Below are 22,469 nucleotides of genomic sequence, written 5' to 3' on the forward strand. Positions count from 1 at the left end.
CAGCCCGTTCGACGCAGGTGCGCCGGGTGATCTCAGGTCAGGACAGCGCCACCTCGACGATGCTCCTGACCTGAGCGACGATGTCGATCCGGTTCTGTTCGAAGACCGGGTCGGTGACCGCCGTTGTGTTGTCCGGGGCGAATTGCAGAACCGGTGTGTGCACGTGGCCACCGGGAATCGTCAGTTTCAACGCGTCACGCAGAAGCGTTGTGCGGTAAGCGATTTCGTTGGACAGGTAGCTCCCGCCGCCGCCCGCCCTGGCGATCGAGCCTTCCGTGGGCCCGGTCGGCGAAACCACGGGCGTGGTGGTGCCAGGCCGGATTTCGGTGACCGAGGTGTTGTCGAAGACGGGGAAACGGCCGGTGGACGCGGCGACGATCTTGGCGTACGGCAGCGTCGTCGGCACGAACTCGGGCTGTGGTGTCACCGTCGGCACGCCCGCGGGGATCGGAATCGTCGTGGCGCGGTTCTCGTTGTCGTTGTCCAGGCCGGTGTGCCAGCGGCCGTTGTAGCGCTCGATGTCCACTCTGCCTACACGGCCTTGGCTGACCGTCGTGAACATGTCGAGTTTCGGCAGCGCGGCCAGGAACGTGCGCTCGACCATCCCCGCTTCGAACGGCGTCCACAGCACCGGGAACATCGCCGTCTGCACGACAGCCGGGCCCTGCGGCGTCTTGAGCATCACGCCGTCCAGCGCCAAGGCGGTCGCCCCGGACGGGTTGCTGCGGCGGATGTCCCCGTCGAGCTGGAACGGGTCGAAGCCACTGACCAGGACCCGTTTCACCCCGGCCGGGAACGCGACCGAATCCTGGCCGCGCGAGCTGGTCTCCACCGAGCCGATCAGCTCGGTCCTGGCCGCGTCGGACAGGGCGAAGCTGGGCAACCATTGCCGCAGCGCCTTCGTCAGCGCGAGCCGCGCCCAGTACAGCGGACGGTCGTCGGCGCGGGGCAGGTCACCTCCTGCCGGCCCACGACCCTGCACGCGGTCGACGGCCGCCCGCCACAACCCGGCGGCTTCCTGCTTGACCACATGATCTGCCTGTTGCTTCGACCGGACAACGCACAGCAGTCGTTCGAACCGGCTCCCGAACCGGTCGAAACCACTACGCCGCAACACTTCCTGGGGAACCGCCAGGTCGAGCCTGCGTTCCGAGACGGTCACCGGCACGGCGCGGTCGTAGCAGTCGGCGGCCTGCTCATGGGCGAAGGCGAGCGGAGCCGTGACGATCACCGCCCCGGCGACGATTCCGCAGGTCACGGCCCTGCGCAGCAAAGTTCTCACGAAGATCCTCCTCACGTCGGTCTATGCAACCAGGGCGGACAGTGGTCACACAGGCGCCGAAAGTTTGCTCGATGCGGCAGAGAGGGCCGAGGCCGGCCACTCAGACGGGCCGCTGCAGGACCAACCTCCGGGAGGCGGCTCAGCGGAGCCGCGCGGACCACGGTCAGAAGCCGCTGAGGAACGCCGCAGTGACGGTCACCGCTTTGTCCGACGTCTTGCCGTCCTTCACCAGGACCGCGAACGCCACATCACCGCGGAAGCCGACGAACCAGCCGTGGGCGTTGTCGCCCTGGTTCTCCGTTTCGGCCGTGCCGGTCTTCCCGTGAACCGACCGGAACCTCTTCAGCTCGGTGGCCGTCCCCGACTGCACGACCTCACCCATCATCGCCTGGACCTGGCCGAGCACGGCTGCGGGCGGCGCCTGGTAGCCCGCCAGGACCTGGGTCTGGGCGTCCTTGCGCAGGGTCGGGGTGACCGGCTTCTTCGCCGCCACGGTGGCCGCGACGAGGGCCATTCCCAGTGGCGAGGCGACGACCTTGCCTTGGCCGATGCTGTCCTCGACGCGTTGGACCGCGCTGTCCGCGGCCTCCACCTTGCCCAGCTCCGACTTGATCCCGGGGATGTCGTAGTCGGCGTTGAGGCCGAGCTGGGTGGCCGCCTTCCGCAGTCCGTCGGCCGGGAGCTGGCCGGCGATCTGACCGAAGGTCGTGTTGCACGACCGGGCGAAGGCGTTGCGCAGCTTCGCGTTCGGCACGTCGAAACCGTCGTTCTTCAGGACACGGCCGCTGATGGTGGCCTGGGCCGGGCACGCCACCGGCGAGTCCGGGGTGAGGCCCTGCTGCTGGATCGCGGCGGCCGCGGTCACGATCTTGAACGCGGACCCCGGGGCGTACTGGCCGCTCAGCGGGTTGCTGTCCGGGCCGCTGGCCGCTTCGTTCTGGGCCACGGCGAGTATTCCGCCGGTGGACGGCTTGATCGCCACGATCATCGTGGGCTCGCTCGCCTTGGCGACCGCGTTCTGCGCGGCGACGGCGATCTTGGCGTTCAGCGTCGACTTCACCGCCTCGGTCGAGGTCTGTGCCGGCTTCTCACCGAACAGCGTCTCGACGTCCTTGCCCGCGGCGTCGACGATGGCCACGTACCGGGCGTCGGTGGTGCCGCCGCCGCTCGCACCACCGACGAGGGTGTTCATCAACGACGGGGAGATCTTCGGGTCCAACGGCTTGGCCGTGGAGCCTTCCCAGACGGCGATCGGCGTGCCGTCGTCGCCGAGCACCGCGGGCTGGCCCGCCTGGCCGATCTTGCCGATCACCGCGATGGTCTGCCCGGCCTGCAACTTCCCGTGCAGGACCGTCGGCGCCCACTTCACCTGCCACTTGCCGTTCACCCTGGCCAGTTGGACCGAGACGGACCACTTGTTGGCGCTGGCCACTTTCAGAGTAGCCTCGACAGGAACGGTGACCGTGGCGGCGCCGGGCTGTGGGTCCGCGGACGGCTTACGGGTGTACGTCAGCGTGCCGGCCGGAACGCCTTTGTGAAGAGCCGTGATCGCTTGCCGCGCCGCGTCCGGGTTGTCCGTCAACGCGGCGGCTTCGGCGGCGTTGCCCGAGGACAGGGCCTTGAGGAACGGGTCGATCACCTGGCTGGTCGACGGCCCGTTGCCGACGGTGGGGATCTCCGGGCCGTCTTTCGCCGTGTTTCCAGCGCTGTCCCCCTCGGAGGACGGCGGCCATAAGACAAGAACCCCGGCGACGATGATTGTCACCGCCGCCAGGGCTCCGCCGATCAGGATCGCGCGTCTCTTGCCGTCCGTCACTACGTCCCACCCCCGTCTAATGGGTCACCCCAGACCCATTGGCAGCATGCCAGAGGTGTCAACGTAGCGACAGGTGAGCTACTTCCTGGCCACCCCAACCCGAACTGTTACACCGTCGCCGACCGTGCCCTCGACCGCGTCCGCGCCAACCGGACCGTACGACAGTTCTTCGGCCAGGGTTTCCGAAGCGACGAACTTCTCATGGTGCTGAGCGGCCCGCAACACGTCACCGGACAGGTCAAGCTGGAGCGAGATCCGGTCCGCCACATCCAAACCAGCCGAGCGGCGCGCCTGCTGCACGACCCGGACCAGGTCGCGCACAAGCCCCTCGTCGGACAGCTCGGGCGTCACGTCGGTGTCCAGCACGACCAGCCCCGAACCACCCGGCAACGGAGCCGCCACGCCGTGGTCACCGGTGACCAGCCGACGCTCGTACTCCCCTTCCAGCAGCTCGATCCCGGCCGCCACGACCGCGCCCGTCGAAGACGTCGACCACTCGCCGGCCTTCACGGCCTTGATCACGGTCTGCACGTCCTTGCCCAGCCGCGGACCCGCCGCACGCGCGTTCACCACGAGCTCGAAGTGCCCGTGCGCGGCCACATCCGTGGTCAGCTCGACCTGCTTGACGTTCACCTCGTCCTTCAGCAGCTCGGTGAACGGCTCGAGCACAGCCGCATCCTCCGACGCGATCACCAGACGTGCCAACGGCAACCGCACGCGCAGCTTGTTGGTCTTACGCAACGACAACGCCGCCGAGGCGACCTGACGCACACGGTCCATCCCGGCAACCAACTCGTCGTCGGCGGGCAGCAAGTCCTCCGACGGCCAGTCGGTCATGTGCACGGAACGCTCACCGGTCAGCCCACGCCACACCGTCTCCGTGGTCAACGGAAGCAACGGCGCGGCCAGACGGCTCACGACCTCGAGCACCGTGTGCAGCGTGTCGATCGCGTCCTGGTCACCGGACCAGAAGCGGTCACGAGAGCGCCGCACGTACCAGTTGGTCAGCACCTCCAGGTACTCACGCACCGAGGCACACGCGCCGGAGATGTCGTACGTCTCCAACGCGACGCGCACCGAAGCGGCCAGATCATGAGTCTTGGCAAGGATGTAGCGGTCGAGCACGTGCTGGCTGTCGGTCCGCCAGGTCCCCTCCACGCCCTCGGCGTTGGCGTACAACGCAAGGAAGTAGTACGAGTTCCACAGCGGCAGCACTGCCTGCCGGACGGCGTCCCGGATCCCGCGCTCGGTGACGATCAGGTTGCCACCACGAAGGATCGGCGACGACATCAGGAACCAGCGCATCGCGTCCGAGCCGTCACGCTCGAACACCTCGTTGACGTCCGGGTAATTGCGCAGCGACTTGGACATCTTCTGCCCGTCGTCGCCGAGCACGATCCCGTGCGCCACACAGGAACGGAACGACGGCCGGTCGAACAACGCCGTCGCCAGCACGTGCAGCGTGTAGAACCAGCCACGCGTCTGGCCGTTGTACTCGACGATGAAGTCGCCCGGGTAGTGGTGGTCGAACCAGTCCCGGTTCTCGAACGGGTAGTGCACCTGCGCGAACGGCATCGAGCCGGACTCGAACCAGCAGTCCAGCACCTCCGGCACCCGGCGCATCATCGACTTGCCGGTCGGGTCGTCCGGGTTCGGCCGGACCAGCTCGTCGATCGCCGGCCGGTGCAGATCCGCCGGCCGCACACCGAAATCACGCTCGAGCTCGTCGAGCGAACCGTAGACGTCCGTGCGCGGGTACTCCGGGTTGTCCGAGCGCCACACCGGGATCGGCGAACCCCAGTACCGGTTGCGCGAGATGCCCCAGTCGATCGCGTTGGCCAGCCACTTGCCGAACTGACCGTCGCGAACGTGCCCGGGAACCCAGTTGATCTCCTGGTTCAGCTCGACCATGCGGTCACGGAACTGGGTCACCGCAACGAACCACGACGACACCGCGCGCTGGATCAGCGGGTTGTCGCAACGCCAGCAGTGCGGGTACGGGTGGTCGTAGGTCTCGTGCCGCAGCAGCAAGCCCGCTTCCTTGAGGTCGCGGATGATCACCTTGTTGGCGTCGAACACGTGCATGCCAACGTAAGGCGCGACCTCTTCGGTGAACTCACCGTGCGGGTTGACCGGGCCGACGACCGTGATGCCCGCGGCGTCCGTGACAACCTTGTCCTCTTCACCGTAAGCCGGTGCGATGTGGACGATGCCCGTACCGTCGTCGGTCGTGACGTAGTCCGCCGCGAGAACCTGGTGCGCGTTCGGCTGCTGCCCCTCGAAGAACGGGAACGGCGGCTTGTAGCGGCGCCCGACGAGGTCGCTTCCCTTGTACCGCGCGACGATCCGCTCCGCGGCGTCCTCGCCGAGTTCACGCGAGTACGCGGAAACCCGTGCCTCGGCGAGCACAAACTTGCGGCCTTCGTGCTCCACGGTCACGTAGTCGACGTCCGGGTGCACCGCGGCGGCGAGGTTGCTCGGCAGCGTCCACGGCGTCGTCGTCCAGACCAGCGCCTCTTCGCCGTTGTCCAGCCGCAGGCTGACCGTCACGGCCGGGTCCTGCCGGTCCTTGTAGACCTCGTCCATTTTGGTCTCGGTGTTGGACAGCGGCGTCTCGCAACGCCAGCAGTACCACATCACCTTGAAGCCCTCGTAGACCAAGCCCTTGTCCCACAAGGACTTGAACGCCCACATGACGCTTTCCATGTAGTCGAGGTCGAGCGTCTTGTAGTCGTTGTCGAAGTCGACCCAGCGGGCCTGGCGGGTGACGTAGTCGCGCCATTCGTCGGTGAACCGCAGCACGGACTTGCGGCACGCGTCGTTGAACGCGGCGACACCGAACTGCTCGATGTCCGCCTTGGTCTTGAAGCCGAGTTCCTTCTCGGCGGTCACCTCGGCCGGCATGCCGTGGGTGTCCCAGCCGAACCGGCGTTCGACGTGCTTGCCGCGCATGGTCTGGAAGCGCGGGACGACGTCCTTGACGTAACCGGTCAGCAGGTGGCCGTAGTGCGGCAGGCCGTTGGCGAACGGCGGGCCGTCGTAGAACACGAACTCGTTCGAGCCGTTCTCCCCGGCGGGCCGCGCCTCGACCGAGGCCTGGAAGGTCCGGTCGATCTCCCAGTACTGGAGTACCTCGGCCTCGAGCTTCGGGAAGGAGGGCTGGGCGGGCACGGTCGCCTCGCCGCCGTGCGTCGCCTTGGGGTACGGCATTTCCGGGTGCCTCTCGCGGTCGTCTGCCCAACTGGGGACGACACACCAGGTTTTCCCGGCGTACCGCGGTACCACCCCGATTGCTCTCGTCGAAGGAGACAAAAGCCACTCGTTGACGGCTGTGACGGGCCTACCCGTCCGGTTCTACTGAGGTCCTGGCGGACCCGTTCTTCCGGAGGCTCCCCGGTGATGGCCGGATCGGTGCCTGTACTCCTAGAGTACAAACTCCGGCAAACGGGTTACGAGCGAGCCCTCTGCTGGGCGGCCAGGGTCGCGTCCGGGCTGCACAGCGCGCACGGCGTGAACCCCAGTTCGCGGGCCTCGGACACCGGCAGCGGCAGCACCGGGCGGTTGCCGAGCCAGACACACGAGCCCAAGTGGTAGCGCGGCCGTTCGTCGATCACGACCACCTGGTCGGCCAGCTCACTGACGACCAGCAGGTCGGTGGCGTCCGTGCCTTCCTCGGGCGGCTCGATGTCCGGGTCGAACACCGGCTGCTGCACGGCCGTCACCGGCTCGGGCGGCAGATCGGTGACCGGTTCCTGCACAGCGGTGACCGGTTCCGGCGGGTTCGTGCCGAACGGCGGCTCACCGAAGACCGGCTTCTCGTACGCCGGCCCAGGGCGTTCCACCGGTTCGATCGGCGTGGCCTTGAGCTGGTTCTCGAACGCCTCGAACGACTCGTCGAACTCCTTGTCGGAGACGGCGTCCGCCGCGGCGGACGAGGACGTCGCCCGGACCGGAGGAGGCGGCGGGGCCGGCGGCGGCTCCGCCGGGGACGACCCGGCCGGTGGCTCTCCGACCCGCTCGGGCTCGGGCCTCCGGTCGGCCGCGGGAGCCCCCCGCGACCGACGACGCCTGTTCTGGATCCAGTCGAGCACCAGCAAGGCGCCTGCCACCACGCTGATCAGCACGGAGATCCATGCCCACAGCGTGTTGGCCGTGGTCAGCGCCGCGATCAACAGCCCGAGCGACGCCACCACGAGCACCAGGACCAGATACAGCATCTTCTAGGTCAGACCCTGGATCAGCCGGCCTCGGCCGCGCGTGGGCCGAACGAGTAGCCCTGCTGGCTGGCCGACCGGCTTCCCTCCGACGACGGTGCCGCCGGTGCGCGGTCCTCCAGCTCCCGCAAGGACGACTGCAGCAGCGTCTTCAGGCGCGTGCGGTACTCGCGCTCGAAGGTCCGCAGCGTGTCCAGCTTCTTCTCGAGGGTCAGCCGTTCCTGCTGTGCCGAGCCGATCAGCTCGGTGTGCTTGCGCTGCGCCTCACGCTCCAGCGCGGTCGCCTTGTCACGAGCTTCCCTGGTCAGCGTCTCGGCACGGGTACGCGCGTCGTTCAGCATGGTCTCGGCCCGCGTACGGGACTCGTTGATCATGGTGTCGGACTTCGAGCGGGCCTCGGAGAGCAGCTGCTCGGCCTTGGTCCGGGCCTCGGCCAGCATGCTGTCGGACTCGGCCTTGGCCTCGCCGGTCAGCCGGTCGGCCATCTCCTGCGCCAGACCCAGCACCTTGGCCGCCTGGACGTGGTGGTCGCCCCCGCCGGCACCGGGGTTGGTCTGCTCCATCGCGCTGGGCGGTGGGACAGGGGTCAGCCGCCGGGACGGCACGGGCTCGTCCACGACGCGGGTCGGAGGGCCGGAGGAGAGGTTGGTCCTGGCGTCGTCCAGATCCGCCCGCGCCGACTCGAGCTGCGCATCCAGCTGCTCGACCTGCGCGCGCAGGTCGTTGTTCTCCTCGATCAGCCGGGCCAGTTCGCCCTCGACCAAGTCGAGGAAAGCGTCAACCTCGTCCTCGTTGTAGCCCCGCTTCCCGATAGGAGGCTTGCTGAACGCGACGTTATGCACGTCAGCGGGGGTCAACGACATCAGATCACCTCACGCACTCACGGCCTGCGGGCATCCCGGGTTCCCCGTCACCCGGGATACACCAGTCGCATCCCGATGAACACGACCAGCAGCAGCACCATAATCGATAAGTCCAGTCCTACGCCTCCGATCCGAACCATCGGGATCAACCGACGGAACAGACGGACCGGAGGGTCGGTCACTGTGTAGATGGTCTCCAGCGCGACCGCAACCCCGCCCGCCGGATGCCACTCCCGGGCGAACGCCCGGACGAGCTCCACGATGACACGAGCGGTGAGCAGTAGCCAGAAGGCGAACAACACGTACCAAACGGCTAGAAGCACTGGTTCCACGCTACAACTCTGCCATTCATCAGCCCCTGCTGGCGAACCCGCCCTCAGCCAGTCTGCGCCGGTCCTCGGCGCTGACGTCGACGTTGGGCGGTGAGATCAAGAACACTTTGTTGGTGACCTTGTCCATCGCCCCGCGCAACGCGAAGGCCAGACCGGCCGCGAAGTCCACCAGACGCCGGGCGTCCGCGTCCTCCATCTCGGTCAGGTTCATGATCACCGGAGTGCCCTCGCGGTAGTGCTCGCCGATCGTCCGGGCCTCGATGTAGCTGGTCGGATGCAGTGTGATGATCCGCCCGAGCGGGGTCGCGGCCGGTGCGGACTCCGGCACCGGGCGCAGCCGCCCGGCCGGCTCGCGGTGCGGCTCCACCGCGAGTGCGCCGCGCGTCGGCGGCGTGTCCCCAGCCCATGCCGGTCGGCCCCTGCCCCGGTCGGCTGGCTGGTAGTCCTGCTCGTCGGCCTCCTCACGGAAGCCGGAACGGCGACGGCGCGGGCCACGCTCCGGATACGCTGCGTAGTCGTCCTCGACGTACTCCGAGCGGTAGCCGTCGGAGCGGTACGAGCCGTAGCGGTCGTCGTCGCCCTCGTAGTCCTCGTCTTCCGCCGGGACCATCCCGAAGTAGGCCTTCAGCTTCTGCAAAGCACTCATGCCGTTGCCTTCCCTCCGCGACTCCCCGGCGTGCGGTACAGCTACCCGATCCAGTCATACCCAAAACCGTGGGGACCCGGCCGCGAAACGCACTCAGGGTGAGGTTAACGGCCGGTCCCCTAGCAGAGCGGTTCCGACACGCACGCAGGTGGACCCGTGTGCGATGGCGGACTCCAGATCGGAGCTCATCCCCGCCGACATCTCGGTCGCGCCGGGGTGATCGTTACGGGTCCGCTCGAAGACCTTCGCCAGCAGGTCAAAGGCATGATCGGCGGACCAGCCCAGCGGTGCGACGGCCATCACCCCGCGAAGAGCCAGTTCACCCTTCCGGGCTACCCCTTCGGCCAGCGCCGGAACGTCCTCGACCGGGCATCCGCCGCGCCGCGGGTCACCGTCCAGCGAGACCTGAATGAGGACGTCGAGTGGCGAGTTTCGGTCACCGGCTGTCAACGCCGAGTCCACCGCACGAGCGAGGGCGTCAGCCAGTCGTGGCGAGTCGACGGACTGCACGACGGACGCCCACCTGACCACCGAACGGGCCTTGTTGCGCTGGAGCTGACCCACCATGTGCCACCGCACGTCGACGCCAGGCAGCAGTTCACCGACTGCTTGGGCCTTCGGTCCGGCTTCCTGATCACGGTTCTCGGCCAGGTGGACCAGTCCCAGCCCGGCGAGCAGCGCGGCGTCCGAAGCCGGGAACCGTTTGGTCACCGGCAGCAACGTCACTTCGTCGGCCGACCGGTTGACCTGCGCACATGCCGCCTCGATGCGATCTTGGACGACGCGGATCGCGGCCGCGAGCTGTTCCCGCCGGTTGATCATGCCGGATCGACCCAAGTCAGTGCGGCCAATCGCCCAGTGGTCCCTTCCCTGCGGTGACTGAACAGTGAACGGTCCTCCACGGTGCACCGTGGATCGATTCCGATCTTGCCTACCCCGATCGCGGCGAGCTGTTCCCAGAGCCCGGCACGAAGATCCAGACCGGGCTTGCCGGACCTGGTCCGGCACGCGCTGCCGGGCAGGTGTTTGTCTACATCAGCCTGCATGTCCGCCGGAACTTCGTAGCACTGGCCGCACACCGACGGCCCGAGCAGAACCTCGATCCGATTCATGCGCGCTCCCGCATCCTTCATCGCCTGGAGGGCCGCCGGCAAGACACCGACACGAGCTCCGACCCGGCCGGCGTGCACCGCGCCGACGACTCCGGCTTCCGGGTCGGCGAGCAACACCGGCACGCAGTCGGCCACGAGGACCGCGACCGCGATACCCGGCTCGCTCGTCACGAGCGCGTCGGTCGCTTCGGCCGGCGAGGTCCGCGGGCCGTCGACGACCGTGACCGTCCGGCCGTGCACCTGCTCCATCCAGACCACGTGGTCCTCGGGGAGCTTCAGATCACGGGCGAGCCGCCGCCGGTTGGCGGCGACGGCCTCCGGGTCGTCGCCGACATGGTCGCCGAGGTTGAACGAGTCGTACGGCTTGGCGGAAACCCCGCCTGCCCGTGTCGTGACCACCCGCCTGATGCGCAAATCCCACTCCCCATAAAAAGACTCGTGAGTGGTTATCAGGGTTAGAACCCCGATAACCACTCACGAGGATATTCAGGTCAGCGACGCATGAAGGGCGGGACGTCGACCTCGTCGTCCGGGTCGTCGGTCACCGGGACCGGCCGGCTGGGCAGGTGCCCGCGCCCGGCGCCCTCCAGACCGGTCGCCCGCGGACCGGGCAGGCTCGTCGGCCGCTCGGACGGGCGGGGCGCCGCGTACTGCGACGGCGGCGGCTGCGTCGAGTGCTGCGGGGTGGCCGGCGGGGTGTAGGTGGTCGACGGCGGAGTCGGCGGCTGCGCCTGCAACTGCGGCTGGACCGCCGGCTGCGGCTTCGGCTCGGGGGCCGGTTGCGGCGCCGGCCGCGACACCTCCCCGGCCTCAGCGGTCGCTGTCGGCGGGTTGGCCGGCGTGCGGGACGCGACCAGTTGCGGGTCGAGCTTCTTGTGTGTGGGCGTGCCACCGTCGAAGCCCGCGGCGATCACGGTCACCCGGACCTCGTCGCCCAGTGAGTCGTCGATCACCGTACCGAAGATGATGTTGGCTTCCGGGTGTGCCGACTCCTGCACCAGCGAGGCGGCCTCGTTGATCTCGAACAGGCCGAGGTCCGAACCACCCGCGATGGCCAGCAGCACCCCGTGCGCACCGTCCATCGACGCCTCCAGCAGTGGCGAGTTGATCGCCTTCTGCGCCGCCTGGATCGCTCTGCCCTCGCCACGGGACGAGCCGATGCCCATCAACGCCGAACCGGCGCCGGACATGACGCTCTTCACATCGGCGAAGTCCAGGTTGATCAGACCGGGCGTGGTGATCAGGTCGGTGATGCCCTGGACACCGGACAGCAGCACCTCGTCCGCCGAGCGGAACGCGTCCATCAGGCTCACGCCGACGTCGCCGAGCTGAAGCAGCCGGTCGTTCGGGATCACGATCAGGGTGTCGCACTCGTTGCGCAGCTCGGTGATGCCCTCTTCGGCCTGCCGCGCACGGCGCTTGCCCTCGAAGGAGAACGGCCGCGTGACGACACCGATCGTCAGCGCGCCGAGCTTGCGCGCGACCGACGCGACGACCGGGGCGCCACCGGTTCCGGTGCCACCACCCTCGCCCGCGGTCACGAACACCATGTCCGCGCCCTTGAGGACTTCCTCGATCTCCTCGCGGTGGTCCTCGGCGGCCTTGTGGCCGACCTCGGGATTGGCACCGGCACCGAGGCCGCGGGTCAGTTCACGGCCGATGTCGAGCTTGACGTCGGCGTCTGACATCAACAGGGCCTGCGCGTCGGTGTTCACCGCGATGAACTCGACACCCTTGAGGCCGACCTCGATCATCCGGTTGACAGCGTTGACCCCGCCGCCGCCGATACCGACGACCTTGATCACCGCCAAGTAGTTGTGCGGGGGCGTCATCGGTTCCGCCTTCCTCCAGTCATAGGTTCACACGTGGTTCACGCCGTCTGCGTCCGGCGGCCACGCAAACCCTCAACCTCAACCAGAGATTCAGAGTCATGTCAACCCCGTACGTCCTCAACCGTGGACGGTAAAGACGGAACGTGCCCGGGTCCAGCAGCCACGCCGTGTGTGACGCAGGCGATCACCCGGCAGCACCAAAAATACCGGGAATCCCGCCGGTCTTCAGATCGCCCGATCCCACTTCATAGGACGTGTCAGGAAATCGTGGGCAGATCCGGGGCGGCCACGTCGTAGACCTTGCCCGGCCTGGTGAGCAACGCCGCCAGCACCATCGCCTTGCGCTCCGAGTCGGCCGCGTTCCCCCACTTCACCAGCTGCCCGTCGACGAGTTTGAGCTGCACGTCGCCCGGGGTCTTCGCGGACAGCGTGACGACTCGTTGCTTGAGCTGTGGCGGAATCCTGCCGAGCACGTCGACCACCGCGCGGGTCGCCGGGTCACCGGACCCGAGCGTCGCCACCTCGATCGACGGCAGTCCAGGTGGCGCCTGCGGCACGACGGCGTAGTCGACTCCGGTCCCGTCCACCATGTGCGCGCCGTCGGCCAGCTTGGCGTACGCCACCGGCTCCCGTTCGCTGACGATGATCTCCACGGTGCCCGGCCAGGACCGTTCGACGCTCACCTTCGCGACGCGCGGCAAGGTGGCGACCCGCCCGGCGATCTCGTCGGTGTCCAGCCGGATCAACGGTTTGCCCATCTCCACGGCCGCGACCGCACGCACCTCGTCGGGCGTCAGGCCTTGCGTGCCCTGCACGTCGACCGTGCGGGCGCCGAGCACCGGCGTGAAGAACACCACGTAGAGCAGTGCGAGCACGCCTACGAAGGCGAGCACGACCGTCCAGCGGCGTATCAACGCCCTGCGGCGCGTGGGCCGCAGGAGTGCCCGCCGCTCCCTGCGCTCGCGAGCCGCCGCGCCCGCGCTGCTGGCGGGGCGGCGGCTCGCGGGACGCGTGGGGCTCGTCATTGCCGGTCCAGCGCCGCAATCAGTTCGCCACCGAGCGCGGTGACGTCACCGGCACCCATGGTCAGGACGAGATCGCCGTCCTTGACCAACGAGGCGACCAGCCCGGGCACCTTGTCGAACGCGGGCTCGTAGTGCACCTGCTCCTTCGGCAACGGCACGGCGTCGGCGATCAGCGCGCCGCTGACGCCCGGCTCCGGCACTTCCCGCGCCCCGAACACGTCCAGCACCACCACTTCGTCGGCCAGCGCGAGCGCCTCACCGAACTCCTTGGCGAACGTGCGGGTCCGTGAGTACAGGTGCGGCTGGAACACGACGAGCACCCGTCCGCCCACGGCCGCGGGACGCACCGCCCGCAGCTGCGCGGCGACCTCAGTCGGGTGGTGGGCGTAGTCGTCGTAGACGCGTACGCCCCGCGAACGGCCCTTGAACTCGAACCGCCGGCGGACACCGCCGAACGCGGCGATGCCTTCCAGCAGGCCCTCCAGCGGCGCACCGAGCTCGAGCCCGGCCAGCAGCGCGGCCAGCCCGTTGGCGGCCATGTGCTCGCCCGGCACCGCGATGCCGACCTCGATCTCCTTGCCCGCCAAGGAGATCACCGCACGGCCTGCGCCGTCGACCGGGTCGTACGACAGCAGCTTGGCCGCGTCGTCGCCTTCCGCGTTCCGGCCGTACCGCCGTACGCGCAGGCCACGAGCCTCGGCACGCAGCGCGAGCGCGGCGGCGCCCGGGTCGTCGGCGCACACGATCAGCACGCCGTCCGGGTTCAGCCGATCCACAAAGGATTCGAAGACCGCGGCGTACGCCTCGGGCGTGCCGTGGTGGTCGAGGTGGTCCGCCTCGACGTTGGTCACCACCGCGACCGACGGCGAGAACACCAGGAACGAGCCGTCGCTCTCGTCCGCCTCGGCGACGAAGATCCCGCCGGTCCCCTGGTGCGCGTTCGCGCCGGATTCGTTGAGGTCACCGCCGATCGCGAACGACGGGTCCAGACGGCAGTGTTGCAGTGCGACGGTCAGCATCGACGTGGTCGACGTTTTGCCGTGCGTGCCGGCGATGCACGCGACCCGGTGACCGACCATCAGCCCGGCCAGCGCCTCCGACCGGTGCAGCACGGTGATCCCGCGCCGCCGCGCCTCGACCAGTTCCGGATTGTCCTCTTTGATCGCCGTGGACACGACGACCGCGGTCGGCCCCTCCTCGAACAGGTCCAGGTTCGTCGCGGTCTGGCCGACCGCGATCCTGGCGCCCTGCGCGCGCAACGCGAGGAAGGTCCGCGACTCCTTCGCGTCCGAACCGGACACGTGCAGGCCACGGGCCAGCAGGATCCGCGCGATGCCGCTCATCCCGGCGCCACCGACGCCGACCAGGTGCGCGCGCTCCAGCACGGCCGGGGTGTTGAGAGTTCCGCTCGTCACTTGCCCACCACGTCCAGCACCATCTTGGCCAGCACGTCCGCCGCCGAGCCGTGCCCGGTGCTCTGCGCGGCGGCACCCATCGCGCCCAGCCTGCGCGGGTTGGTCAGCAACGGCAACAGGGTCTCTTTGACCTTCTCCGGGTTCAGTTCGGCGTCCGGGATCATGATCGCGCCGCCCGCGGTGACCACGGGACGGCAGTTGAACGCCTGCTCGCCGTTGCCGATCGGCAGCGGGACGTACACCGCGGGCAGCCCGACGGCGGAAACCTCGGCCACGGTCATCGCGCCGGACCGGCACAGCACCGCGTCGGCCGCCGCGTAGGCGAGGTCCATCCGCTCCAGGTACGACACGGGCACGTACGGCGGTGCACCCGGGATCTGCTGGACCGCCAGCGAGTGCTTCGGGCCGTGCGCGTGCAGCACACCGATCCCGGCCCTGGCGAACTCGCTCGCCAGCGGCGCCACCGCGTTGTTGATCGACCCGGCGCCCTGCGAACCACCGAACACCAGCAGCGTCGGCGCGTGCGGGTGCAGGCCGAAGAACTGGCGCGCCTCGTCGCGCAGCGCCTGACGATCCAGCTCCGAGATCGACGCGCGCAGCGGGATGCCGATCACCTCGGCGTTGTTCAGGCCCGAGTCCGGCACGGCTGCGGCGACCTTGGCCGCGTACCGGGCACCGACCTTGTTGGCCAGCCCGGCGCGGGCGTTCGCCTCGTGCACCACGATCGGCGTACGGCCACGCGCGGCCAGGTAGGCCGGCAGCGCCACGTATCCGCCGAAGCCGACGACCACGTCCGCACCGACACGGTCGAGCACAGCGCGGGTCTGCTTGATCGCCCGTCGCACGTTCAGCGGCAGCTTGAGCAGGTCCATCGTGGGCTTACGCGGCATCGGCACCGGCGGGATCATCTCCAACTGGTAGCCACGCGCCGGCACGATCCTGCCCTCGAGGCCGCGTTGCGTGCCCAGGGCGACGACCCGGGCGTCCGGCCGGGCACGCATCACCGCGTCGGCCAACGCGAGTGCCGGTTCGATGTGCCCGGCCGTGCCCCCACCGGCCACCACGACACACGGTCCCTGGTTAATGACGTCCTCCTTCGTCCGCACGGGGATGGCCGGTGCGGCCTCGCGCCGAACGGCGACGGTGTTCCGGAACCGGAACGCTACGACGAGTCCTGCGACGCTCGTGCAGCTGACGCTCCGCCGTGCCTGTCCGCCGCGTGGCCGGTTCACGGCGTCCGGCCGTTCGTGGCGGCGTGGACGGGCGCACCGGCTTGCGCTTCTGCGGCGGGTTGTACACGTCGGGGGCGGGCAGCTTCATGAGCCGGCCGAACCGACCTGGTCCCTGCGAGCGTAGTGCGGCCACCGATTCGGGTTCATGGCGAGCACAGTTAGCGAGGATGCCGAACACGAACATGGTGACCACGATCGAGCTGCCACCGGCGGAAATCATCGGCAGCGTGATCCCGGTGACGGGCAGCAGGCCCACCACGTAGGCGATGTTGATCGCGGCCTGGCCGACCAGCCACACCGTCAGGGTGGCGGCCACCATCCGGATCCACGGGTCGATGTTGCGGGCCGCGATCCGCAGGCCCACCACGGCCAGCATGGCGAACAGGCCCAGCACCAGCGCACAGCCCAGGAACCCCAGCTCCTCGCCGATCAGCGCGAAGATGAAGTCGTTGTGCACGTTGGGCAGGTACTCCCATTTCGACTGCCCCTGGCCGAGTCCCTTGCCGAACAGGCCGCCGTCGGCCAGCGCGTACTTCGCCTGCAGGCCCTGCAACCCCTTGCCGCTGGGATCGGCCTCGGGGTTGAGGAACGTCAGCACGCGGGCGAGCCGGTACCCCTCGTTCAGCGACAGCACCACGACACCCGCGACACCGCCGATCGCGGCCGCGCCGAACAGCCGCATCGGCGCACCCGCGAACCACAGCAGCGCGAACAACACGACGATCAACGTGACCGTGCCGCCGAGGTCGGGCTGCATCATGACCAGCGCGAACATCAGCAGCGCGACCGGGACCAGCGGTACGAGCAGATGCCGGTACTGGTGCAGCAGCGCCTTCTTCTGCACCAGCACGTACGCGCCCCACAGCACCAGCGCGAGCTTCGCGACCTCGATCGGCTGGAACGAGATCGGGCCGACCACGAACCAGCTGCGGGCGCCGTAGAACTCCTTGCCGACGATCAGGACCAGCACAAGCATGGCGAAGCACACGGCCAGCGCGGGCGCGGAGAACTGGCGCATCAGCCGCAACGGCATCCGCAGCGCGATCCAGAACGCCACCGACCCGATCGCCACGAACAGCAGCTGCTTCTTGAAGACCGTGTACACCGACGGGCCGGTGTCCAACGAGACGACTGAACTCGCCGACAGCACCATCACCAGGCCGAGCACGGTCAGCAGACCGAACACCGCGAGCACGAGGTGGAAGCTGGCCAGCGGACGGCCGAGCCAGGCGGTCAGGACGGTCAACAGGCCGGCACGCTTGCGCCGGTCCTGCCGGGCGCGTTTACGTTCCTCGGCCGAACTGAGGGTGGCTGTCATCGCAGTGCCTCCCTGTCACGCCGATGCCTGGACTGCTTTCGTGAACGCCTCGCCGCGGTGCACGTAGCTGGAGAACATGTCGTGCGACTTCGCCGCGGGCGCCAGCAGTACGACGTCGCCAGGGCGTGCCAGTTCCCGGGCCGCACGAACCGCTGCAGTCATGGGCTCATCGTCTCCTGAACCGAGCCGCTTGACGGGGACCTCAGGCGCGTGTCGCCCCATGGCTTGCGCGAAAACCTCCTGATCAGCGCCCAGCAGCACGACACCGCGCAGCCTGCCTGCCACGCTCGCGACCAGCTCGTCGACCTCGGCGCCGTGCAGCAGACCGCCCGCGATCCAGACGACGCGGTCGTACGCCATGAGCGACCCGCCTGCGGCGTGGGTGTTCGTGGCTTTGGAGTCGTTGACGTACGCGACTCCGTCGATCTCGCCGACAAACTGCACGCGGTGCGGTGGGGGTTGGTAGTTCCGCAGTCCCTCGCGGACGGCTTCCGGCGTCACGCCGTAGGCCCTGGCGAGGGCTGCGGCGGCGAGGGCGTTGGAGACGTTGTGCGGGCCGGGTGGGCGGACCTCGTCGACCGGGCACATCCGCGTGCCGTCGTCGACGAGCCAGCCGTCGACCACCCCGAACCTGTTCGGCCCCGGCTCTCCCACGGTGAAGCCTTCGCCGCCGTCGGCCAGTTGGACCGACCATTCGTCGTCGGCGTTGTAGATCCGGGTCTTCGCGCCTCGGTAGATCTTGGCCTTGGCGGCGGCGTACTCCTCCACCGTGCCGTGCCATTCGAGGTGGTCCTCGGCGAGGTTGAGCACCACGGCCGCGTCGACCGCCAGCGAGGTCTGCCAGTACAGCTGGTAGCTCGACAGCTCGACGGCCAGCACGTCATAGCCGTCGCGGACGGCGTCGATCACCGGGAGACCGACGTTGCCGCACGCCACGGCCTTCGCGCCGGACGCGAGCAGGATCGATTCGAGCATGCCGACGGTGGTGGTCTTGCCGTCCGTCCCGGTCACCGCCAGCCACGCCTGACCCGGCGACAACCGCTGCGACAGTCGCCAGGCCAGCTCCACCTCACCGATGACCTCGATGCCCATCGAGGCCGCGGCCACGAGCAACGGGCTCGCCGGTTTCCAGCCGGGGCTGGTCACCACCAGATCGGTCCCCGGAGGCGGTTGCGTCAGGCCAGGCCGGGCCATGTCGCCGAAGTCCGTCAACGCCTCGGGACGGCCGTCGGTGACGGTCACGACGGCACCGAGCTCGGCCAGCGCGGCCACGGTCGACCGCCCGGTCACCCCCGCTCCCGCGACCAGGACGTTGCGGTCCCGCCACTCAGCCGTTGCCACTTGCCGCCAGCCACTCGCTGTAGAACAACCCGAGGCCGAACATCGCGCACACGCCACCCAGCAGCCAGAACCGGATGATCACCGTGGTCTCCGCCCAGCCGGCCAGCTCGAAGTGGTGGTGGAACGGCGCCATCCGGAAAATCCGCCTGCCGGTCGTGCGGAAGATCGCGATCTGCAGGATCACCGACAGCATCTCCACCGCGAAGATACCGCCGATCACGATCATCAGCAGCTCGGTGCGGGTCATCATGGACAGGCCCGCGACCAGGCCACCCAGCGCCAGCGACCCCGTGTCACCCATGAAGATCTTGGCGGGCGCGGCGTTCCACCACAGGAAGCCGATGCACGCGCCCATCGCCGCGGCGGCCACGATCGCGAGGTCGAGCGGGTCGCGGGTGTCGTAGCAGGCCGGGCCCAGCGACGTCGAACAGTCGTTACGCAGCTGCCAGAAGCAGATGACCACGTACGTGCCGAAGACCATGGCCGCGGAGCCGCCGGCGAGGCCGTCCAGGCCGTCGGTGAAGTTCACCGCGTTCGACCAGGCACCGATGATGCCGTAGCAGAACACCACGAACCCGACCGTGCCGAACGAGATGAACGAGATGTCCCGGATGAAGGACAGGTTCGGCGACGCCGGGCTCAGGCCGTTCTCGTCGACGAACCGCAGCGCCAGGATGGCGAACGAGACGCCGACGACGAGCTGGCCGACCAGCTTGGCCGTCTTGTTCAGGCCCAGGTTGCGCTGCTTGCGGATCTTGATGAAGTCGTCGAGGAAGCCGACCAGGCCGAGGCCGGTGGTCAGCATCATCACCAGCCAGCCGGAGGCGGTCGGCGACTCGTCCCGGCCCAACAGCATGTTCACGCCGTAGGAGCCGAGGTAGCCGGCCCACATGGCGATCATGATCGCCACGCCGCCCATGGTCGGGGTACCGCGCTTGGACTTGTGCCCCTGCGGGCCTTCCTCCCGGATCTCCTGCCCGAAGCCCTGCCTGGAGAACAGCTTGATCAGGTAGGGCGTGAACAGGATGGAGATCACCAGCGCGATCGCGCCGGCGATACCGATGCCGATCACTTGACGTCCTCCAGGAGGGCGTCGGCGACCCACCACAGCGCCTCGGACTTCGAGGCCTTGACGAGCACGACGTCGCCAGGTCGCAATTCGCTTCGAAGCAGCGCCACGGCCGCGTCGACATCCGGCACCAGCACGGATTCCTCTCCCCACGAGCCTTCGAGGTGGGCGCCCTGGTGCATGGCCCGCGCCTGGTCACCCACCACCACGAGCCGATTGATGTCCAGCCGGACCGCGAGCCGGCCGATCTCGTCGTGCGCGGTGACGTGCTCAGGACCGAGCTCGGCCATCAGCCCCAGCACCGCCCAGGTGCGGCGGCCGCCCTGCCTGGCCATCTCGGCAAGGCTCTTCAACGCGGCCTTGACCGACTCGGGGTTGGCGTTGTACGAGTCGTTCACGACCGTCACGCCGTCCGGCCGGGTCGTGACGTCCATGCGGCGCGCGGACACGCGCTTGGCCTGTGACAGCCACTCGGCGGCCTGCGCGGGCGTCGCGCCGAGTTCCAACGCGACAGCGGCGGCGGTCAGCGCGTTGCCGACGTGATGCGGCCCGTGCAGCGCCAGCTTCACCTCGGCGGCGCCGTGCGGCGTCACGAGCCGGAAGGTGGCCCGTGCCTCGCTGTCCAGCACCACGTTCTCGGCGCGGACTTGCGCGTCGGCGCTCTCGCCGACGAACACGACCCTGGCCTTCGTGCGGGTGGCCATCGCCTTCACCAGCGGATCGTCCGCGTTGAGGATCGCGACACCGTCCTCGGGAAGCGCTTCGACGAGCTCGCCCTTGGCCTTGGCGATGCCTTCCCGGGAACCGAACTCGCCGACATGCGCGGAGCCGACGTTCAGCACGGCACCGATCCGCGGCGGCGCGACCTCGGTCAGCGCAGCGATGTGCCCCGGTCCACGGGCGGACAGTTCGAGCGCCAGGTACTTGGTCTGCTCGTCGGCCCGCAGCACGGTCCACGGGTGGCCGAGTTCGTTGTTGAACGAGCCAGGCGGCGCGACCGTCGGTCCCATCGGCTCGAGCACCTGCGCGATCAGGTCCTTGGTCGAGGTCTTGCCGGACGAACCGGTGACGCCGACGATCGTCAGCCCGGGAAGCCGGTCCACGACATAACGCGCGAGCGCGGCCAAACCGGCCAGGACCGCGGCACCGGAACCGTCCTTGTCACCGGTCAGCACCATCGCGCGGCGATGCGCGTCGGTGACCGGCGGCACGATCACCGCGGGCGCGTCGACCTCACGCGCCGCGAGCGTCAGCCGCGCCCCGGACGACTTCGCGAAGTCGTGCCCGTCCACTTTCAGGCCCGGCATGGCCACGAACAGGCCGTCCGGTGTGACCTTGCGGGAGTCGAACTCGACCGGGCCGGTGACCACGACGCCGGGTTCGACGTTGTGCAGCCTGCCACCGACCGCTTCGGCGATCTGTCCGGCGGTCAACGGGATCACAGGCTCACCTCACGGATCGCGGCCGAGAGCTCGTCCCGGTCGGAGAACGGGTGCACGACGCCGGCGATCTCCTGGCCGGTCTCATGGCCCTTGCCGGCGACCACTACGGCGTCGCCTGGTTTCGCCTCGGCGACGGCGGCCACGATCGCCGCACGCCGGTCGCCGATCTCCCGCACGTGACCGCGGCCGTCGGCGGCCATGGCGCCGTCGACCATCGCCCGGCGGATCGCGGCGGGGTCCTCGCTACGGGGGTTGTCGTCGGTGACGATCAGTACGTCGCTGCGGATCGCGGCCTCCCTGCCCATCAACGGCCGCTTCGCCGCGTCGCGGTCGCCACCGCAGCCGAGCACCGTGATCACACGGCCGGTCGTCTTCGCGCGGATCGCGTCCAAGGCGAGCGCGACCGCCGCCGGTTTGTGTGAGTAGTCGACGACCGCCGTGAACCGCTGGCCCAGCGCGACGCGTTCCATCCGGCCGGGGACCTGGACCTCGCCGAGGCCACGGGCGATCGCGTCCGGCTCGATCCCGGACACCGTCAGGCACGCGGCCGCCAGCAGCGCGTTGGCCACGTTGAACGCGCCCGGCATCGGGAGCCGCACGGGGAACCGCACGCCGGGGCCGTGCACGGTGAACGTCTGCTCGCCGTCGATGGACGAGGTCAGGTCCGTGGCGGTCCAGTCGGCGCCGCGTTCCGTGGCCACGGTGATGGTGTCCGCCTTGACCAGGCGCGCGCCCCACTCACCGTCGACGTTGACGACCTCCTTGGTGGACCGGCCGTCGAACAGCAGCGCCTTGGCCTGGAAGTAGTCCTCCATGTCCCGGTGGAAGTCCAGGTGGTCCTGCGACAGGTTGGTGAAGGCGCCGACCGAGAACCGCGTGCCGCCGGCCCGGCCCAGCGACAGGGCGTGGCTGGAGACCTCCATCGGCACGTGTGTGACGCCACGTTCGACCATCACCGCGAACAGGGCCTGGAGGTCCGGCGCCTCCGGCGTGGTGAACGCGCTCGCCAGGCGTTCGCCCGCGATCCGCGTCTCCACCGTGCCGACAAGACCAGTCGTGTGCCCGGCGGCCCTCAGGCCGGCGTCGAGCATGTACGTCGTGGTGGTCTTGCCGGACGTGCCGGTCACGCCGAGCACGGACAAGCGCAACGACGGTTCGCCGTAGATCCATGCGGCGACGGACCCGAGCACGCCACGCGGGTCCTTGTGGACGAGGACCGGGACGTCCACGTCCGCCAGCATCCCGGCGCCCTTGCGGTCCGTGAGGATCGCGACGGCGCCGGAGGCCACAGCGGCAGCGGCGAACTCGGCGCCGTGCACGCGCGCACCGGGCAACGCGGCGAAGAGGTCGCCGGGCCGCACGTGCTGGGCACGCAGGGTGGCACCGGTGACCATCCCGTCCAAGTCGCCATGGGCGGGGTGTGCGTCCGCACGGGCCACGAGCGTGGTCAATGGGACGGGTTCTGTTCTGGCAGGGCGGGGCGGCGCGTTCACAGCCTTGCCCTCGAGCTTCGCGGGCACGCGCGAGAGG

18 protein-coding genes are annotated in these 22,469 nt (G+C 69.1%); all 18 read right to left on the reverse strand.

Annotated features, from left to right (window positions below; all coding sequences use genetic code 11):
• Positions 1–37: 37 nt before the first annotated feature.
• A complete protein-coding gene (locus GC106_RS03885) occupies positions 38–1,282 on the reverse strand; it encodes a pyroglutamyl-peptidase I (protein ID WP_217279948.1) in 1,245 nt (414 codons plus the stop codon).
• Positions 1,283–1,445: 163 nt separating this feature from the next.
• Positions 1,446–3,098, reverse strand: a complete 1,653-nt coding sequence (locus GC106_RS03890) for a penicillin-binding transpeptidase domain-containing protein (RefSeq protein ID WP_173124345.1) — start codon at positions 3,096–3,098, stop codon at positions 1,446–1,448.
• A gap of 78 nt (positions 3,099–3,176) precedes the next feature.
• Positions 3,177–6,308, reverse strand: coding sequence for an isoleucine--tRNA ligase (gene ileS / locus GC106_RS03895; protein WP_173124347.1), 3,132 nt, complete (start codon positions 6,306–6,308; stop codon positions 3,177–3,179).
• A gap of 239 nt (positions 6,309–6,547) precedes the next feature.
• Positions 6,548–7,315: a hypothetical protein gene (locus tag GC106_RS03900; protein ID WP_173124349.1), complete on the reverse strand. Its 768-nt coding sequence runs from the start codon at positions 7,313–7,315 to the stop codon at positions 6,548–6,550.
• A 20-nt stretch (positions 7,316–7,335) separates the two neighbouring features.
• Positions 7,336–8,175, reverse strand: coding sequence for a DivIVA-like cell division protein Wag31 (wag31, locus tag GC106_RS03905; protein ID WP_173124351.1), 840 nt, complete (start codon positions 8,173–8,175; stop codon positions 7,336–7,338).
• Between the two features lie 47 nt (positions 8,176–8,222).
• A complete protein-coding gene (locus GC106_RS03910; protein WP_033381653.1) occupies positions 8,223–8,498 on the reverse strand; it encodes a YggT family protein in 276 nt (91 codons plus the stop codon).
• Positions 8,499–8,526: 28 nt separating this feature from the next.
• The gene (locus tag GC106_RS03915; protein ID WP_173124353.1) at positions 8,527–9,153 is read right to left on the reverse strand and encodes a cell division protein SepF; all 627 of its coding nucleotides are present in this window, start codon (positions 9,151–9,153) and stop codon (positions 8,527–8,529) included.
• 93 nt (positions 9,154–9,246) lie between these two features.
• Positions 9,247–9,975 carry a YggS family pyridoxal phosphate-dependent enzyme gene (locus GC106_RS03920; RefSeq protein ID WP_173124355.1) on the reverse strand — a complete coding sequence of 243 codons (729 nt, stop codon included), beginning with the start codon at positions 9,973–9,975 and terminating at the stop codon, positions 9,247–9,249.
• Complete coding sequence (gene pgeF, locus GC106_RS03925) at positions 9,972–10,679, reverse strand: peptidoglycan editing factor PgeF (RefSeq protein ID WP_173124357.1); 708 nt, start codon at positions 10,677–10,679, stop codon at positions 9,972–9,974. Before pgeF ends, GC106_RS03920 begins: the two co-directional genes overlap by 4 nt.
• 77 nt (positions 10,680–10,756) lie before the next feature.
• Positions 10,757–12,097, reverse strand: coding sequence for a cell division protein FtsZ (ftsZ, locus tag GC106_RS03930; RefSeq protein WP_173124359.1), 1,341 nt, complete (start codon positions 12,095–12,097; stop codon positions 10,757–10,759).
• Positions 12,098–12,354: 257 nt separating this feature from the next.
• A complete protein-coding gene (locus GC106_RS03935) occupies positions 12,355–13,122 on the reverse strand; it encodes a cell division protein FtsQ/DivIB (RefSeq protein ID WP_173124361.1) in 768 nt (255 codons plus the stop codon).
• Positions 13,119–14,537 (reverse strand): UDP-N-acetylmuramate--L-alanine ligase, encoded by a 1,419-nt coding sequence (gene murC, locus GC106_RS03940; protein WP_173124363.1) that lies wholly within the window; start codon positions 14,535–14,537, stop codon positions 13,119–13,121. The genes GC106_RS03935 and murC overlap by 4 nt, the downstream gene beginning before the upstream one ends.
• A complete protein-coding gene (gene murG, locus GC106_RS03945) occupies positions 14,534–15,601 on the reverse strand; it encodes an undecaprenyldiphospho-muramoylpentapeptide beta-N-acetylglucosaminyltransferase (protein WP_376777693.1) in 1,068 nt (355 codons plus the stop codon). Before murG ends, murC begins: the two co-directional genes overlap by 4 nt.
• Positions 15,602–15,617: 16 nt before the next feature.
• Complete coding sequence (gene ftsW, locus GC106_RS03950) at positions 15,618–17,087, reverse strand: putative lipid II flippase FtsW (protein ID WP_173124365.1); 1,470 nt, start codon at positions 17,085–17,087, stop codon at positions 15,618–15,620.
• A gap of 15 nt (positions 17,088–17,102) precedes the next feature.
• Complete coding sequence (gene murD / locus GC106_RS03955; RefSeq protein ID WP_173124367.1) at positions 17,103–18,428, reverse strand: UDP-N-acetylmuramoyl-L-alanine--D-glutamate ligase; 1,326 nt, start codon at positions 18,426–18,428, stop codon at positions 17,103–17,105.
• Positions 18,415–19,500, reverse strand: coding sequence for a phospho-N-acetylmuramoyl-pentapeptide-transferase (mraY, locus tag GC106_RS03960; RefSeq protein ID WP_173124369.1), 1,086 nt, complete (start codon positions 19,498–19,500; stop codon positions 18,415–18,417). The genes murD and mraY overlap by 14 nt, the downstream gene beginning before the upstream one ends.
• The gene (locus GC106_RS03965) at positions 19,497–20,939 is read right to left on the reverse strand and encodes a UDP-N-acetylmuramoyl-tripeptide--D-alanyl-D-alanine ligase (RefSeq protein ID WP_173124371.1); all 1,443 of its coding nucleotides are present in this window, start codon (positions 20,937–20,939) and stop codon (positions 19,497–19,499) included. Before GC106_RS03965 ends, mraY begins: the two co-directional genes overlap by 4 nt.
• Entirely contained in the window at positions 20,936–22,459 is a 1,524-nt protein-coding gene (locus tag GC106_RS03970; RefSeq protein WP_312872394.1) for a UDP-N-acetylmuramoyl-L-alanyl-D-glutamate--2,6-diaminopimelate ligase, read from the reverse strand. The genes GC106_RS03965 and GC106_RS03970 overlap by 4 nt, the downstream gene beginning before the upstream one ends.
• Positions 22,460–22,469 lie beyond the last annotated feature (10 nt).

Origin of the sequence: Kibdelosporangium persicum (genome assembly GCF_013280595.1) — a bacterium.
Classification (GTDB): Bacteria; Actinomycetota; Actinomycetes; order Mycobacteriales; family Pseudonocardiaceae; genus Kibdelosporangium; species Kibdelosporangium persicum.

What these genes read in the sequence shown, in the direction of transcription:
- ileS (WP_173124347.1), bottom strand. Translation starts at nt 6,308, where the DNA reads ATGCCGTACCCCAAGGCGACGCACGGCGGCGAGGCGACCGTGCCCGCC.
- GC106_RS03900 (WP_173124349.1), bottom strand. Translation starts at nt 7,315, where the DNA reads ATGCTGTATCTGGTCCTGGTGCTCGTGGTGGCGTCGCTCGGGCTGTTG.
- wag31 (WP_173124351.1), bottom strand. Translation starts at nt 8,175, where the DNA reads ATGTCGTTGACCCCCGCTGACGTGCATAACGTCGCGTTCAGCAAGCCT.
- GC106_RS03915 (WP_173124353.1), bottom strand. Translation starts at nt 9,153, where the DNA reads ATGAGTGCTTTGCAGAAGCTGAAGGCCTACTTCGGGATGGTCCCGGCG.
- GC106_RS03920 (WP_173124355.1), bottom strand. Translation starts at nt 9,975, where the DNA reads ATGATCAACCGGCGGGAACAGCTCGCGGCCGCGATCCGCGTCGTCCAA.
- ftsZ (WP_173124359.1), bottom strand. Translation starts at nt 12,097, where the DNA reads ATGACGCCCCCGCACAACTACTTGGCGGTGATCAAGGTCGTCGGTATC.
- GC106_RS03935 (WP_173124361.1), bottom strand. Translation starts at nt 13,122, where the DNA reads ATGACGAGCCCCACGCGTCCCGCGAGCCGCCGCCCCGCCAGCAGCGCG.
- ftsW (WP_173124365.1), bottom strand. Translation starts at nt 17,087, where the DNA reads ATGACAGCCACCCTCAGTTCGGCCGAGGAACGTAAACGCGCCCGGCAG.